Annotated in this window: 11 protein-coding genes and 1 tRNA gene; 5 read left to right on the plus strand and 7 right to left on the minus strand. The window is 66.7% G+C overall.

Annotated elements, in window-relative coordinates:
• Nucleotides 1-127 precede the first annotated feature (127 nt).
• Both ACOFKW_RS13890 and ACOFKW_RS13895 read right to left on the minus strand, forming a co-directional pair.
• Entirely contained in the window at nucleotides 128-979 is an 852-nt protein-coding gene (locus tag ACOFKW_RS13890; RefSeq protein ID WP_419814732.1) for an ester cyclase, read from the minus strand.
• Nucleotides 979-2091, minus strand: coding sequence for an ester cyclase (locus ACOFKW_RS13895; RefSeq protein WP_419814733.1), 1113 nt, complete (start codon nucleotides 2089-2091; stop codon nucleotides 979-981). The genes ACOFKW_RS13890 and ACOFKW_RS13895 overlap by 1 nt, the downstream gene beginning before the upstream one ends.
• 81 nt (nucleotides 2092-2172) lie before the next feature.
• Between ACOFKW_RS13895 and ACOFKW_RS13900 the strand changes: the two genes are divergently transcribed.
• From ACOFKW_RS13900 to ACOFKW_RS13910, 3 genes are read left to right on the plus strand one after another with little or no spacing between them, the layout of a single operon-like run.
• On the plus strand, nucleotides 2173-3141 hold the full coding sequence (locus tag ACOFKW_RS13900) for an ester cyclase (RefSeq protein WP_419814734.1): 969 nt from the start codon (nucleotides 2173-2175) through the stop codon (nucleotides 3139-3141).
• Nucleotides 3138-4379, plus strand: a complete 1242-nt coding sequence (locus tag ACOFKW_RS13905) for an MFS transporter (RefSeq protein ID WP_419814735.1) — start codon at nucleotides 3138-3140, stop codon at nucleotides 4377-4379. Before ACOFKW_RS13900 ends, ACOFKW_RS13905 begins: the two co-directional genes overlap by 4 nt.
• Nucleotides 4380-4429: 50 nt before the next feature.
• Nucleotides 4430-5293, plus strand: coding sequence for a PEP-CTERM sorting domain-containing protein (locus ACOFKW_RS13910; protein WP_419814736.1), 864 nt, complete (start codon nucleotides 4430-4432; stop codon nucleotides 5291-5293).
• A gap of 10 nt (nucleotides 5294-5303) precedes the next feature.
• Here the strand turns inward: ACOFKW_RS13910 and ACOFKW_RS13915 are convergent, their stop codons facing one another.
• From ACOFKW_RS13915 to ACOFKW_RS13935, 5 genes are all read right to left on the minus strand, one after another.
• Complete coding sequence (locus tag ACOFKW_RS13915; RefSeq protein WP_419814737.1) at nucleotides 5304-6308, minus strand: CorA family divalent cation transporter; 1005 nt, start codon at nucleotides 6306-6308, stop codon at nucleotides 5304-5306.
• A gap of 126 nt (nucleotides 6309-6434) precedes the next feature.
• The gene (locus tag ACOFKW_RS13920; RefSeq protein ID WP_419814738.1) at nucleotides 6435-7364 is read right to left on the minus strand and encodes a transglutaminase family protein; all 930 of its coding nucleotides are present in this window, start codon (nucleotides 7362-7364) and stop codon (nucleotides 6435-6437) included.
• Nucleotides 7361-9895: a circularly permuted type 2 ATP-grasp protein gene (locus ACOFKW_RS13925; protein WP_419814739.1), complete on the minus strand. Its 2535-nt coding sequence runs from the start codon at nucleotides 9893-9895 to the stop codon at nucleotides 7361-7363. The genes ACOFKW_RS13920 and ACOFKW_RS13925 overlap by 4 nt, the downstream gene beginning before the upstream one ends.
• Complete coding sequence (locus ACOFKW_RS13930; RefSeq protein WP_419816953.1) at nucleotides 9885-13157, minus strand: DUF2126 domain-containing protein; 3273 nt, start codon at nucleotides 13155-13157, stop codon at nucleotides 9885-9887. Before ACOFKW_RS13930 ends, ACOFKW_RS13925 begins: the two co-directional genes overlap by 11 nt.
• A 94-nt stretch (nucleotides 13158-13251) precedes the next feature.
• Nucleotides 13252-13341 (minus strand) — tRNA-Ser (locus ACOFKW_RS13935).
• 81 nt (nucleotides 13342-13422) lie between these two features.
• On the opposite strand from ACOFKW_RS13935, the gene ACOFKW_RS13940 reads away from it, so the two are divergent.
• Together ACOFKW_RS13940 and ACOFKW_RS13945 are read left to right on the plus strand one after the other, a co-directional pair.
• Nucleotides 13423-14511, plus strand: coding sequence for a lytic murein transglycosylase (locus tag ACOFKW_RS13940; RefSeq protein ID WP_419814740.1), 1089 nt, complete (start codon nucleotides 13423-13425; stop codon nucleotides 14509-14511).
• Entirely contained in the window at nucleotides 14498-15361 is an 864-nt protein-coding gene (locus ACOFKW_RS13945; RefSeq protein WP_419814741.1) for a septal ring lytic transglycosylase RlpA family protein, read from the plus strand. The genes ACOFKW_RS13940 and ACOFKW_RS13945 overlap by 14 nt, the downstream gene beginning before the upstream one ends.
• Nucleotide 15362 lies beyond the last annotated feature (1 nt).

Genomic DNA, 15362 nt, shown 5'->3' on the forward strand with positions numbered 1-15362 from the left:
GTTACCCAGAGCGACGCCGAGTGCAATCGCAGTCACCCATTGGCTGCGAAGGTTTATCGCGCGCCTGTTGCTACCAAGACACATTCGGCATGGCATCGCAGTCAACCACTCTCGCATAGTGATCGGTTCAGCGTCCCGTGTAGCTGATTTCCGGTCGGTGCAGCTGGGCCCGGAGCGCCAGCGTATCGAGCATGGTCCGGTCCTCGACAACGCGACCGTCGGCGATGGTGAGGACGCTGCTGCCCAAGGCACGAACCCGCTTGCCGGTCGGCGTATGGCCGAGCCCCTCGCCGAGGTGATGGCCGTGCAGGCGCCACAGGATCGCCACCCGGTCTCCGGAGACGATCGCGCGCTCGAATAGCAGGACGATGTCGGGCAGTGCCGCCATCAGGTCCGCCGTCCAGCGCATCTGCATGGCAGCGTCGCCTGACAAGCCATCGGGTCCGATCCAGCGTCCGGTGTCGATCAGTCCGATCGCGCGCGTGTTCCAGACGCGGTGGAGCAGGGTGGCTGCGTCCTTGGCGCCTGCCGGCCAGTCATGCGGGAGCCGAGGAGCCTTATCCTCCGCAAGCTGGCCTCGCCCGGGCCGGAGTTCACCGAGCGCAGCATGAGCAGGATGGGCGCCACCAAGGGCAGCCGCCTCGGCTCCGACGTCGAGGCCGGCCTTCATGGCGCGCAGGCCGGCGTCGACGATCAACGTCTCGCCGACGATCCGGTCGCCCTCGCGACGCGCCCAGCGGTGGCCCGACCAGCCCGCGCCGGTTTCGAACACGATCATGTCGCCCAGATCCACCTGGATCGAGATGCCGTCGCCGACAATTGCCTGTGCCTCGGCCATCCGCCGGTCCCGCACAGCCTCGCGCCCATGGACTGTGCCGAAGGCGTCCTCGACGGTGGCGCGGTACAAGTGGGTGGAGTCGATCAGGTCTAACCGCCGGTCGTTGACCGTTTCTGTTTCCAGTTCGGCAAGGCTCATCATCACAATCCGCCTTCAATCTGGCGCAGCAGGGCGACCTCGTCGAAGACGATATGCTCCTCCACGATCAACCCGGCGGCGACGCGCCAATGCGTGACGCCGAGAATATAGACCGGCCTCCCGGTCGGCGCCCCGTACATGCCGACGCCGTCATGCGTGCCGGCCAGCGACCAGCGCACGGCGACGTCGAGCTGGCCTTCTGCAACGACGACGCTGGCGACATGATCGACGACAATCCTGGCATCGCCGATGCAGCCCAGCAGTGCTGCCAGCCATCCGGTAATCTCGCCATGCCCGAACAATTCCCGGGCGCCGGGGCCATAGCAGCGCGCCCCCGGGTCATAGGCATCGCGCACCAGCCCGAACTGTCGGTGGTCCCAGATCCTGGAAAACACAGCATGCGCAAAGGCCCGGGTATCGGTCATGGGATCGGGCAGGGGCCCGCCGACGTAATGGCTGGCGGGTGAAGACATGATCGTCGCCATCAAGGCTTGGCGCCACTCGGCTGGACCGCCAGCGTCACGATCCTGCCGCGCCTGCGCCTTGGCGACCGCGCGCGGATCGAGGCGGAGGTCGAGCAACAACGCGCTGTTGTCGCGTACCAGCCATTCCTCGACGATCAGGTTACGCTCGCACAGGCAGTTGGCGATGGTCCGGAAGGTGGCGCGACGACCGGTTGCCGGCGCGAACTCGGTGGCGCCAAGGTTCAGGCCGCTGCTGCCGATGCGGTGCGATGTCAGGTAACGGCCTGGGCCTTCCTCGGACCAGATGACCGCTTCGCCGCGCAAAGTCCGGTCGGGAAAGGCGGCGAGAGTGCGGACTGTGTTCGCTACTACACCCGAGACGCCTTCGATCGGCCCGGTCATCAGGTGCATGCGGCAATCCGGCGAGTAATGCGTCTCGATCAGGCCGATGTCCTTCTGCTCCCAGATCCGATGGGTGCAGCGAATGATGTAATCAACGATATCGGCGTAAACATCGTCGAAGCCGGGCAGAAATTGGCGGCGCGCACCCTGTGGCGCCAGCAGCTCGCCGATGTCGCGACCGTACAGCGATGGTATCGCAGTCACTTCCGGCGTCGCCGATGCGTGTCGATCCACGATCCGATCGCTCATTCGCTTGTATCCTCGCTGCGTATCTCGGCTTTACGGCAGGTGGTTTCGAAGTCAATATGACGGCCCAAAGAGAGGAATTCGATGGACGCGTCGTCCCGACACCGGCCGTTATCCGAGGATGGCGCCGAGGCGCTGCTCGCAGTCCTGGCTGCGGACGTGACGTTGCACTCATGCCGCCCGCTGGACCGCGCCGACGGCCGGGATGCGGTGCGATCCGCGCTGATCGCGCCTTTGCTCGACAGTTTCGCCGGCCTCGAGGAGCGGCTAGACATTCTGATCGGCGGCAGTTTTTCCGGCAGCGATTGGACCGCCAGCACCGGTCATCTTGCGGGGATCTTTGCCAAGCCGCTGTTCGGTATCCCGGCGACCGGCGCCCCGGCGTTCCTGCGTTTCGGGCGCTTCGACCGGTGGGAAGACGGTGTCGTCGTCGAGATGATACTGCTGTTCGACTTGCCGGACCTAATGATGCAGGCCGGTGTCTGGCCGCTCGCCCGGCCGCTAGGTCGGTCGATCCTGCCCCCCGGGCCCGCGACGCGAGACGGCGTTGCCGCAGCGCCGGGAACGCCGAGCGAAGCGGCGTACAGTCTCAAGCTGGTAGAGGATATGATCGCCGGGCTGATGCGCTACGACGGGCAGGACCTTGCCTCGATGGCGATGGTCGACTTCTGGACACGCGACTTCTGGTGGTTCGGACCGGCCCCGATCGGCAGCTTCCGTGGCCATGCCGATTACGAGCGCGGCCACCAGCGACCGTTCCTGACCGCTTTCCCCGACCGGATCGGCGGCAATCATCGCTGCCGCATCGGTGAGCGCAGCTATGTCGCCTCGACCGGTTGGCCCAGCATTCGCGCGACCCACAGCGGCGGCGGGTGGCTCGGCCTGCCGCCGACCGACAAGCCGATCACCATGCGGGTCATGGACTTCTGGCGCCGCGATGGCGATCGGTTGGCCGAGAACTGGGTGTTCATCGACATCCCCGACCTGCTCGCGCAGCTTGGGCTGGACGTGTTCGCGCGGATGGCGGCGTTGCAACCTGTCGCGCGGCGGTGACGCTCGCGGCTGGCGCTCTCGACGACGGCTGGCGGACCGCTGAATCGATCCCGTTGTGGCGGCGGATTTGCGCCTTCGCCTTCCTGCTGATCGCTTATTTCTGTTACGCCTGGTCTTGGAACACGGTCGATATCCTGCGGCCCTATGTTGCCGAAGACCTGCATCTGACGCTGACGCAGGCCGGTTCGATGTACAGCGCGCAGGCGGCGGGCGCGCTGCTCGGTGCCGTCGTCAACGGGCAGTTGGCCGATCGCTTCGGTCGCCGCAACGCCTTGGTCGTGGTGATGCTGTGCTATGGGTTGCTGCTGTTCGCCGGCGGCTATGTGACGACCTACCCCATGCTCGTCGCCCAGCGCTTCGCACTCGGCTACTTCACCGGGACGATGTACCCGATCACCGTCGGCATCTATGTCACGCTATTCCCACAAGAGATCCGCGGCCGGTTGGCTGGCGTAGCGCTCGGGGTCTACAACGCGGCGGTGGCGCTGCTCGGTGCGGCCGGCGCGCTGGTGCTCGACCGGGACTGGCGCATCCTGATGTACGTCGGGCTGTTCCCTGCCGCGATCTCGTTCCTCGCGCTGCTGGTCATGCCCGACGATCGACGGATCATCCCGCATGGCGGCGTCCGCCCGACTGCGACCATGCGGCGCCTGCCGGTGCTGGAACTGTTCAGGCCCGAGGTCCGGCGCCAGACCATGCTGCTGGTGCTGATGTGCGGGCTCAACTTCTTCGCCTACCAGGCCTTCACCGGCTGGGTCACCACCTATCTGAAGAATGCGCGAGGGCTCGACGGCGTGGCGGTCGGCACCATCGTCTCGTGGCAGTTCTGGGGCAGTTGCCTCGGCGGCTTCGCCTGGGGTTGGGTGGCGGATCGCTATGGCCGGCGGGTCGGGGCGTTGGGGTTTCTGTTCGCCGCCCTGTTGATCATAGGCTACCTCCGCGTGCCGACTTCGGTACCGGTACTGGCGGCGTCCGGTTTCCTGTACGGCTTTGCGATATCCTCGAGCGTCATCTGGGGACCCTGGCTGACCGAACTATACCCGCTGCACCTGCGTTCGACCGCGGCATCGATCTTCAACTGGGGTCGGATCATCAGCTTCTTCGCGCCGTTGATCACCGCCGGCATATCGGAGCATTTCGGGCTGGTGACCGGCATGGCGCTGGCCAGCATCTGTTTCGTCATGGCAGCCGGAGTGTGGTGGCGGCTGCCCGAGACTCTGCCGCGCAGGGCAGGGTAGGGTGCCGCCCGGCCCTCGCTCTGGACGACCGACCTCGCTATGAAGGCTGGATGAGAAACCGCCTCGCCGCCGCTGTCGTCGCGCTCACGCTGGCGGGGGCAGCCGATGCGCGAACGATCCTGTTCGTCGGCAACAGCTTCACCTTCGGCGCAAACTCGCCGGTCCAGACCTTTCACCCGGACCGCGTCACCGACCTCAACCACGAAGGCATCGGCGGCGTACCGGCGCTGTTCAAGACTTTTGCCACCGAATCAGGCCTCGACTGGCAGGTCAGCCTCGAAACTTCCCCGGGCAAGAGCCTGGCTTTCCACTATGAGACCAAGCGCGACACGCTCGCGGGGCGTTGGGACGTGGTCATCCTGCAGGGTTACAGCACGCTTGACGCGGCCCGGCCGGGCAATCCTGAGACACATGTCTGCGCCGCCGGGCAACTTGCTGCAATGTTCAAGGCGGCCAATCCCAACGCGACCGTCGACCTGGTGACGACCTGGTCGCGCGCCGACCTGACCTATCGGCCCGGAAGTCCATGGTCGGGCAAGCCGATCACAGCGATGGTCGGCGACCTCGCTGCGGCGAATGCGATGGCGGTTCGCGAATTCCGCACCATCAACGCAGCAATCCCGGTCGGCCAGAGCTGGATCCGGGCGTTCGACGCTGGTGTGGCCGATCCCGATCCCTACGACGGGACCGACTTCGGCAAGGTCGATCTCTGGTCCTGGGACTATTATCACGCCAGCGCCGCGGGATATTACCTCGAGGCGCTGGTCGTTTTTGCCAGTGTGACCGGGGTGGACCCGCGCTCGCTCGGCGTGAAGGAAAGCGCCGCGCGCGAGATCGGCTTGTCCCCGGCTGTCGCGAAGGCGCTGCAGGGGATCGCCTTCGACGAGGTCGCCGCGACGAAGCTTCGCAAGTGAGTGCTGTGGTCTAGCGGCTGAAGAAGCCGCGTGCTCGGAGCCAGAGATAGACCAGCGCCGATGACGCGACAACCAGGCCGACGGCGACGGCACTGCCGCTCGGCGACCCGGTCCAGGGCAAGCCGCCGGTGTTCATCCCGAAGATGCCGGTCACCAGGGTCGCGGGCAGCAGCAGCGCGCTGAGGATCGACAGCAGGTACAGGTTCTGGCTCGTCCGGCTGGCGGTCTGGATCTCCAGCTCCTCGCGAAGCAGTCGGAGATTGGCCTGTATCCCGGCGACATCGGCGTCCAACGAAGCCATGCGCTGAGCATGCTTGACCACGGAAGGTTCGAGTTCGATCGGCAATTCCTCATCGGCTTCGAGCCGGTGCAGCACATCGGTCAGGCCGGCCATCTGGCGGTGCAGCTGGATCGCCTGCTTGCGCACCTTGACCAGCGTCCGGGCATCCGGCTGCTGGCCCTCGTCGAGCAGTGCATCTTCGGCGGCCTGGACGACAGCGGTCAGGTCGACCGCGATGCGGTGGTTAACCTCGGCGATCGCCGTCATCAGCATATCGAGCGCGGCCGCCGTGGTCAAAGGTCGCGAACTCGCGCGGATCCGGTCGCGCACGACGTCCGCCGCACGGATCGGGTGCAGGCGAGCCGTGACGATGAGGCCCGGCTGGATCAGGAAGGTCAGCGAGCCGACGCCGCCGACCACGTCGCTGTCGAATTCTCGTTCGAAATCATGGATGATGCAGGCAACGGTGCCATTATCGATCAACGCGCGCTGGTGCCGGTCGGTCGACAGCAGCAGATCCCGGACCGCCGTCGGCAAGCTGCCCGCTTCGGCGAACCAGCGCCGCGTCCACTGGTCGGTCAAATTGACGTGCAGCCAGCGCAGGTCGGCCTCGGCGGCGCGGGTCAGTGGCAGGTCGAGGTCGGTCCGATCGAGGCCGGTCGCCCCACCCGCGGTCAGGTCATAACCCCAGATCAGGCCGGAACGCAGCCCGCCAACCAAGGGCGACAAGGTCATGACGCGCCAGCCACGTCAGCGCGTTGCGCTTGGGCGGCAAAGGCCGACATAAGCTGGTCGATGCAGTTCACATCTTCCTGCTAGCACGAGATATGTGACGGCTGGCTGCTGCACGTCGCTGCCGAGTTAAAACTTGGCCATCGCCGGTACGCGGGCGGCAGCCGCAGCGGCGATGATCTCATCCTCCGGCACGACATTGACCTCGACCTTCAGAGTCTGGGCGCCGGGGGCGAGGATGATGCCGTCGATCGGCGCGACGTCGGAATAATCCCGACCGTTCGCCAGCACGATGTGGCTGGTCTGCGCCAGCACGGCGTTGGTCGGGTCGAAACCGATCCAGCCCTGGTCGTTGCCGCACCAGATCGAGACCCAGGCATGGGTCGCATCGGCGCCTTCAAGGCGAGGCCGGCCCGGCGGCGGCGAGGTGCGCAGATAGCCGCTGACATAGGCGGCCGGCAGTCCGAGCCCACGGACGCCGCAGATCATGATGTGGGCGAAATCCTGGCAGACACCATGGCGGGCCTCGAACGCCTCCAGCGCCGGTGTCGAAACCGTCGTGGCGCTTGGGTCATAGACGAAGTCGTTGCGGATGCGGGTCATCAACTCGGCCGCGGCATCGGAGACCGGGCGGCCGGGCGTGAAGCTGACGCGGGCGTAGTCGGTGATTGCCGCGATGATCGGCGTCCGCCGCGTCGGGTACAGGAAGCTGGCGGGGCTGTCCGCTGCCAGGCTGCGACTGGCATTGGCCGAAGCGCGGACGGCCTCCCAGGGGACGCTGTCGTGCAGGCCGAGCTGGACGCTGGTGCGGACGTCGACCCGCGATTTCGCCTCGATGATCAGCTTCTCGTGCGGGCGATCGATGATGATGGTCTGGGTCGCCTCGCCAAACGCGCCGCGGCCGTGGAGCGTGCTCGACGGTTCCGGCGTGACGGTGACCTTGCTCTCCAGCAGCGACTGGAGCCCCGCCGTCGTCGGCGTCAGGCGCAGTACGCAACGCGCAAAGCTGACCGGCTTTTCATAGGTATAGGTCGTGCGGTGGCCGATCTCGTAGATCATCCCATGCCCGCCAGCTTGATCGTCGGAACAGCCTTGCTGCCCTGCAGGAAATAGCGGTCGGCTATCGCCCCCGACAGTCGCATCAGGGTTTGCTCGAAGCCGGTGATCTGCTCGACCGTCAGGTTCGCGGCCTCGCTGGTTTCGACTTCGGTGCACAGGCGCAGGAGAATGCGGTCCGGCTCCTCCATCAGGCCGTCGGCGAGCAGCGACGGCAGTCCCTTGAGATGGTCTTTCAGCGTGTCGACCTGGAACGCCAGCGAACGCGTGTTGAAGCAATCCAGGATGACCATGTCGCGCACCGGCACCAGCGCCAGTCCGACGAGATAGCGGGCGCGGTAGGTGATCTGGCTGTCCGCGAGATCGAGCAACAGGTCGAGATCGTCGGTCGTCGACTCGTCGTGTGCGAAGGTCCGCGCGAGACGGCAGGCATTGATGCCGCGCTCGACCCGCCGACCCATGTCGAGGAAGCGCCACCCGGCGACACGGTTCATGTTTTCCTGCGCGAGGCCGGAGAGGGCGGCGAGGATCTGCAGCGCGCTCTCGACCTGTTGCAGTGCCTCGGCCTCGGAATGCGGAGCATGATCGGTCGCTGCCAGCCTGGTTTCGAGATCGACGAGCAGCGCCCAGAAGTCGGCGGACAGGCGTTCGCGCATGCTGGCCGCGGTTCGCCGGGCGCCGCGTACCAGGTAGATCACCGAGCCATAGGCCTTCTGGTCACGCAGCGCGTCGCGTGCCGCATCGAGCGGACCGCTGCCGAGCGCGTCCTCGCTCAGCGCGCCCCAGTCGATCAGCAATTGCTGCAACCCGGCCAGCGTCTCGCCGCTGCCGTGAATCGCGGTCTCCGAGACCATGAGGCTGGTACACAGGCTGCGAACCAGGCGCAGCGTCGCCTCGGCGCGCTCGATATAGCGGCCGAGCCAGAACAAATTGTCGGCCGCCCGGCTCGGCAGGTGGCCGAGGATGCGGCGGACCTTGACCTCGTCCTTGCTGGCCAGCAGCGTGATGCGCTCGACGGGTTGGTCGTCGATCACCCAGACATCGGCGGTGCGAGCGTCGGCGTCCATCGACACGGCGCGCGCATCGCGGCGTTCAGAGGTCCGGCAGAAGCCGCCGGGCATGATCTTGAAGCCGTCGGGCGTCCAGGCGGCATAGACGCGGAGCACGAAGGGTGCCGCCTCCAGCCGGTTGTCGCGGAGTACCGGCATGGTCGACAGCCGCACCACCTCCTGACCGACATAGTCGCCGGGTCGGTCGCGAAGCCGGGAGCGGAGCAGGGCGCGCTCGTCGCCGGACAGATCGGCGACGAGCCGTGCCTTCGACCTTTCGCCGTAGCCTGCGACCCCGGCGAAGGCCGGCCCGACGACCAGGTCGTCGAAGGTATTCTCGACGCGTTCCTGTTGAGCTGGCTGGCCGCACCACCAGGTCGCGACGTTGGGCAGCTTCGCCTCTTCGCCCAGCACCAGCCGGCACAGCTTTGGCATGAAGCCCAGCAGCGCCTTTGATTCCATCACACCAGTGCCGGGCATGTTGACCATTGCCACGCCACCGGCGCGGATCGCCTCCAGCAGGCCCGGCGTGCCAAGATGCGAGGAACCATTCAGTTCTAGCGGGTCGATGAAGTCGGCGTCGACACGGCGCAGGATGACGTCGGCGCGCTTCAGGCCGGCGATGGTGCGGACATAGACCTTGCCGTCGCGCGCCACGAGATCGTCGCCTTCGACCAGCAGGAAGCCAAGGTAACGCGCCAGATGCGCCTGCTCGAAATAGGTTTCGCTGAACGGGCCGGGCGTCAGCAGGCAAATCCGCGGATCACTGCGGCTGGCACTCGCTGCGAGCCCCTTGCGCAGCCCGTCGAAGAACGGCGCCAGGCGCTGGACGTTCATGGCGTTGTAAAGCGACGGATAGGCGCGCGACAGGACCAGCCGGTTTTCGAGCGCGTACCCGGCACCCGACGGCGCTTGCGTCCGGTCGTCGAGTACCCACCAGCGCCCATCGGGGCCGCGTCCCAGGTCGGCGGCATAGAGCGGCATGTGACGGCCGCCCGGCGGCTTCACGCCTCGCATGGCGCGAATGAAATCCATGCTTCCGGTCAGCGCGGCGGCGGGCAGGGCGCCGCTTTCGATCAGTTTTCCGGCGCCGTAGATGTCCTGCAGCACCGCCTCGATCAGCGTCGCACGCTGCTCGACCCCGGCAGCGATCTGCGCCCATTCGCGGTGCCCCAGTATCAGCGGCAGCGGATTCAGCGGCCAGCTCCGCTCGTTCTCCTCGCCGTATATCCGGTATGACACGCCGGTATCGCGGATGTGACGCGTCGCCAGGTTGAAGCGGCTCCGCGAATCGCTGTCCGAATACTCGGCGAAACCCGCCAGGAAGTTGAGCCAGTCGGCGCGCGGCCGACGCATGACGTCGAATAACTCGTCCGGCACGCCGGACAGGGGCCGATAGTCGCGCAGCCAGGTCGACAGCCGGTTCGCCGCCTCCGGCTCCAGGTCCGCCTGCTGCCGCGGTGGGCTCAGCGTCTCAACGGCCACGCGGGCGGCGCAGGTCGAGGGTCAGCGGAAACTCGCCGGTGCGCTCGGGCAGCGGTGGGCGGATGATGCCGGGCGTATGGCCATGCTCCTGGAAGCGTGCCTTGCGCCGCGCCTGCGCCTCATAGGCGTTGACCGGGAAGGTCTCGTAGTTTCGGCCGCCCGGGTGGGTGACGTGATAGACGCAGCCGCCGATTGAGCGGTTGTGAACCCTGTCGAAGATATCGAAGGTCAGCGGCGCATCGACTTCGCGCGTCGGATGCAGCCCGCTGCGCAGCTTCCACGCCTTATAGCGCACGCCGGCGATCGCGCCGAGCGATTGGCCGGTCGGGTTCATCGGCAACACGCGACCGTTGCAGGTGATGATGTGCCGCTCGGGGTTGAAGCCCTCGACCTCGACCTGCAGCCGCTCGACCGAGGAGTCGACGAAACGCACCATGCCGCCGCTGCCGCCTTCCTCTCCCATGACATGCCATGGCTCCAGTGCGTGGCGAAGTTCCAACGACACCGGACCGTACTGGACGCGACCATGCACCGGAAAGCGGAACGCCAGCTGCGCCTCGTACCAATTACTATCAAAGTCATAGCCGGCGTCGTTCAAGTCGGCCAGCACGTCCTTGAAGTCGCTCCAGACGAAATGCGGCAGCATGAAACGATCGTGCAGCGCCGTGCCCCAGCGCACCAGCGGCCCATCCTGCGGGTTGCGCCAGAACCAAGCGATAAGCGCGCGGATCAGCAACTGCTGTGCCAGGCTCATCCGCGCATCCGGCGGCATCTCGAAACTACGGAACTCGACCAGCCCGAGGCGCCCGGTCGGACCATCGGGCGAATAGAGCTTGTCGATGCAGATTTCGGTGCGGTGCGTATTGCCGCTGATGTCGGTCAGCAGGTTGCGCAATAGTCGGTCGACCAGCCACGGGGCGGGGCGCTTGGCCTTGGGGCCGGGGATCATGCTGAGCGCGATCTCCAGCTCGTACAGCGCGTCGTGCCGCGCCTCGTCGATGCGCGGTGCCTGGCTGGTCGGGCCGACAAACAGCCCGGCGAACAGGTACGACAGCGACGGATGGCGCTGCCAATAGATCAACAGGCTTTTCAGGACATCGGGGCGGCGCAGGAACGGCGAATCCGTCGGGCTGGCCCCGCCGACGACGACATGGGCGCCCCCGCCGGTGCCGGCGTGGCGGCCATCGGTCATGAACTTGTCGGCGCCGAGCCGGATAGCGCGCGCGTCCTCGTAGACACCGTTGGTGATATCCACCGCCTCGCGCCAGTTTGCAGCGGGCTGGACATTGACCTCGATGACGCCGGGGTCTGGGGTGACCTTGAGCACGCCGATGCGGGCGTCGTCGGGGGGCGGATAACCCTCGATACGGAGCGGCAGGCCATCGGCGGCGGCCGCGAGATGCGCAACGAGTTCGAGGTAATCCTCCAGCTTCGAAACCGGCGGCATGAAGACGTACAGCCAACCGTCGCGTGGCTCGACGCTCAGCGCAGTGCGCACCAGCGGCGGGGTTGCCGCTTTGCGCTTCTTGCTTGGCACTGCGGGCTGTAGATCGGCGAAGTCAGGCAGGGGGCCACGCTCGGCGTAGGGATCGAGCGGCACGATATGCGGGTAATCCTCGTCCGCGAGAACCGGCAGGGTGTCGAGTGGCAGCCGCAATCCCAGCGGGGAGTCGCCTGGAATGACGAACAGGCCCTCGCGCGTGAAGGTCCAGGCCTCGCTCAACCAGGCACTGCCTTCGTGTCGTCCGAACGGCCGGCGGATCGGCAGGACATAGCCGACGGTCTTCGATAAGCCGCCCTGCATGACGCGACGCAGACGAGTGCGAGCCTGCAGATCGTCGACTGTGATTGAGTCGAGCTCGATGTTCGCGGGCAGGTCGCCTTCGGCCTTGATGTAATGCAGCGCATCCTCCCGCGCCGGGATGACGAACGAGGCGTCGAGCCCAAGCCGTGCCGCCAGCCGACCAATCAGCGCCTCGGCATCGTCAATTGTCGCCGACGGCGCAACTTCGGTCCGCAGGTCGTCGGTGACGAGCCCGCTTGGCCAGACCGGCAGGCCGTCGCGACGCCAGTACAGTCCCAGCGCCCAGCGCGGCAGCGGCTCGCCCGGATACCATTTGCCCTGGCCGAAGTGGAGCATGCCGCCGATGCCGAAGCGGTCGCGCAGCCGGCGGATCAGCTGCTCGGCCAGCACCGGCTTGGTTGGGCCCGAGGCGTCGATCGTCCATTCCGCCGCTTCGAAATCGTCGATCGAGACGAAGGTCGGCTCGCCGCCCATGGTCAGGCGGACGTCCTGCGACTGGAGATCGGCCTCGACCTGCTCGCCGACGGCGTCGAGCGCCTGCCAGTCGACGTCCTCGAACGGCCGCGTGATGCGGATCGGCTCGACCAGCCGCTCGACCGACATCGAGAAGTCGAAATGGTCGGCCGGATGGCTGGAGCCGCCGGTGATTGCAGCGGCCGAACGGTAATGCGGCGACGCGGCGAGCGGGATATGACCCTCGCCGCACAACAGCCCAGAGGTCGCGTCGAGGCCAATCCAGCCGGCACCGGGAATATAGACTTCGGCCCAAGCGTGCAGGTCGGTGAAGTCGGTGCGCGCGCCGACCGGGCCATCGACCGCGTCGATGTCGGGCCGCAGCTGGAGCAGGTAGCCGGAGACGAAGCGCGCCGCGAGGCCCATGCGGCGGAACAGCTGGACCAGCAACCACCCGGAATCGCGGCACGATCCGAGGGCGAGTGCCAGCGTCTCGTCGGGGGTCTGCACCCCGGCTTCCATGCGGACGGTGTAGCCGACGGTGCGTGCGATCTCTGCGTTGACGCCGACGATGAAGTCGACGGTGCCTTCGTCGCGGGGGCGCAGGCGCTCGTACAGGGCTTCGAGACCGGGGCCGTCGTCGTCGACCGCGAGATAGGGCGACAAGTCCTGTGCCAGCTGCGCCGGGTATTCGAACGGCAGCGTCGAGGCATAGGGCTCGACGAAGAAGTCGAACGGATTAACGACCACCATCTCGGCGGCAAGGTCGACGGTGATGCTCAGCTCGTGCGTCGGCTCAGGGAAGACGATGCGGGCCAACCAGTTGCCGTGCGGGTCCTGCTGCCAGTTGATGAAGTGGTTGGCGGGCGTGACCTTCAGCGAATAGCTGGTGATCCGGGTGCGCGTATGCGGGGCAGGGCGTAAGCGCACGATGTGCGGCCCAAGCATCGCCAGCTCGTCGTACCGGTAGGCCGTGACATGGTTTAGCGCGACTACGACAGACAGGGCATTTTCCAGATTCGCCGTTGACCGCCGTCACCTTAGCGAGCGCTCCGGCCATCGGCAACGCAGTGTCGTATCAGTGTAACAATGAGGGCGTTGGCGGAGAGGGTGGGATTCGAACCCACGGTGAGGTCACCCCCACGACGGTTTTCAAGACCGTTGCCATAGACCACTCGGCCACCTCTCCGTCGGCGCCATTTCGGCGATTGTGGTCCAGCGTGCAAGACCGGGGTTGGCCGCAAGGGTGTCATTGTGCCACTAGGCGCCGGTGTATCGTTCAGTTCTCGCCTTTTTCGTCGCCTCCTCGATCGCCGCAACCGCGGGTGCGCAGGTGTTGCGCCCCGATCCGCTGCCCGACGAATCTGTCGTGCCGGTGGCCGGTGAAAGCAGTACGAGCAGCCCCGCCGAGACCGGCTTCCAAGGCTGGCTGTCGACCTTCCGGGCGCAGGCCCAGGGGCAGGGCATTCGCACCGAGACCCTGGATGCGGCGCTGGCCGGCGTGCAGTATTCGCCGCGGGTCGTCGAGCTCGACCGTGGGCAGCCGGACGACAACGGCTCGGGCGTGACGCTGTTCAGCGATTACCTCGCCCGGCGGCTGGAGCCGGTGCGCGAGGGCCGGGGCCGGTCGGCCCGCGAGCGGAACGCCGCAAAGTTGGCTGAAATCGAGGCGTCGACCGGCGTTCCGGCCACGATAATACTTGGCATCTGGGGAATGGAGTCGAGCTACGGCGCGGTAACCGGCAACTTCGATGTAATCCGCAGTCTCGCCAGTCTCGCCTATGACGGCCGGCGGCGGGAGCTGTTTACGCGCGAGTTGCTGGCGGCCCTGACCATCGTCGACCGCGGCATGGCATCCCCGGCCAAGCTGCGCGGCTCCTGGGCCGGGGCGATGGGCCAGCCGCAGTTCCTGCCGAGTTCTTTCGTGGCATATGCCGTCGACGGCAACGGCGATGGCCGCGCCGACATCTGGGAGTCCGACGACGACGTTGCCGCCTCGATCGCCAATTATCTGGGAAAGCACGGCTGGCAACGTGGCATCGGCTGGGGCGTTCAGGTCGCGGTGCCTGCCGACTTCGATCGCAGCAAGGTGCGGGACCTGGTCCAGCCGCGCGAGTGTACACGCGTACTGAGCAAGCACAGTCGCTGGATCACGCTTGGCGAGTGGCGCAAGCTCGGCATGACGCGTGCCGACGGCAACCCGTGGCCGGCAGACACGACGATGGCGACGTTGGTCGAGCCGGATGGCCCAAGCGGCTCGGCGTATCTGACCTTTGGCAACTACCGCACGCTGCTCGATTATAATTGCTCCAATTTCTACGCTTTGTCGGTGGCGCTGCTCGGCGATGCGCTCAAGTAGGGTCGTCCCAGCGCTGCTGATGCTGGCGGCCTGCGCGGGACCTGGCAAGCACCTGCCACCGCCGGGTGTCGCGCGCCCTGCTGCCCCCGCAGTCAAGATCGGGCAGCCGTACATCGTGCTCGGCAAGACCTATTACCCCGCAGACGACCGCGCGTACGACGTGACAGGGATTGCCAGCTGGTACGGGCCGACTTTCCACGGGCTCAGCACGGCGAACGGCGAGACGTACGATCAGGAGGGCGTCACCGCGGCGCACAAGACGCTGCCGATGCCGAGCTTCGTCGAGGTCAGCAACCTGGACAACGGTCGTACGCTGACAGTGCGGATCAACGACCGCGGACCGTTCGTCGATGGCCGGATCATCGACCTGTCACGCAAGTCGGCGCAGCTGCTCGGCGTCGATCGCCCGGGCACGGCGCATGTCCGGGTCCGCCGTGTGTTTCCCGATGGAGCGGTAATGGCGAGCCTAGCACCGCCGGTCCGCCCTCCCGTTGCCGTGCCTCTCCCGGCGCAACAGGTTTCGCCGCCCGAGATCACGATCCCCGCCGCGGTGCCCAACTCACCGCCGCCACCCGACGTTCCGGTTACCACGGTCGCCATACCCGGTGCCTCGGTCGGGACCGTATATGTCCAGGTGGCCGCATTGTCCGACCAGGGCCGCGCCGCCTGGCTGAGCGGCTTCCTCGCGCCGATCGGTCCGGTCGTTACCGAGCGCCTGCCGTCCGGGCTGACCCGGGTGCGGATCGGGCCATATATCGATGCGACAACCGCAACGCCGATACTGGCGCGCGTGCAGGCGGCGGGCTACACCGACGCTCGACTGGTTACCCCCCGACCCGGAGCTCCCTGAT

It is taken from the genome of Glacieibacterium sp., assembly GCF_965200405.1.
Lineage (GTDB): Bacteria > Pseudomonadota > Alphaproteobacteria > Sphingomonadales > Sphingomonadaceae > Glacieibacterium.

What these genes read in the sequence shown, in the direction of transcription:
- ACOFKW_RS13890 (WP_419814732.1), bottom strand. Translation starts at nt 979, where the DNA reads ATGATGAGCCTTGCCGAACTGGAAACAGAAACGGTCAACGACCGGCGG.
- ACOFKW_RS13895 (WP_419814733.1), bottom strand. Translation starts at nt 2,091, where the DNA reads ATGAGCGATCGGATCGTGGATCGACACGCATCGGCGACGCCGGAAGTG.
- ACOFKW_RS13900 (WP_419814734.1), top strand. Translation starts at nt 2,173, where the DNA reads ATGGACGCGTCGTCCCGACACCGGCCGTTATCCGAGGATGGCGCCGAG.
- ACOFKW_RS13910 (WP_419814736.1), top strand. Translation starts at nt 4,430, where the DNA reads ATGAGAAACCGCCTCGCCGCCGCTGTCGTCGCGCTCACGCTGGCGGGG.
- ACOFKW_RS13915 (WP_419814737.1), bottom strand. Translation starts at nt 6,308, where the DNA reads ATGACCTTGTCGCCCTTGGTTGGCGGGCTGCGTTCCGGCCTGATCTGG.
- ACOFKW_RS13920 (WP_419814738.1), bottom strand. Translation starts at nt 7,364, where the DNA reads ATGATCTACGAGATCGGCCACCGCACGACCTATACCTATGAAAAGCCG.
- ACOFKW_RS13945 (WP_419814741.1), top strand. Translation starts at nt 14,498, where the DNA reads ATGCGCTCAAGTAGGGTCGTCCCAGCGCTGCTGATGCTGGCGGCCTGC.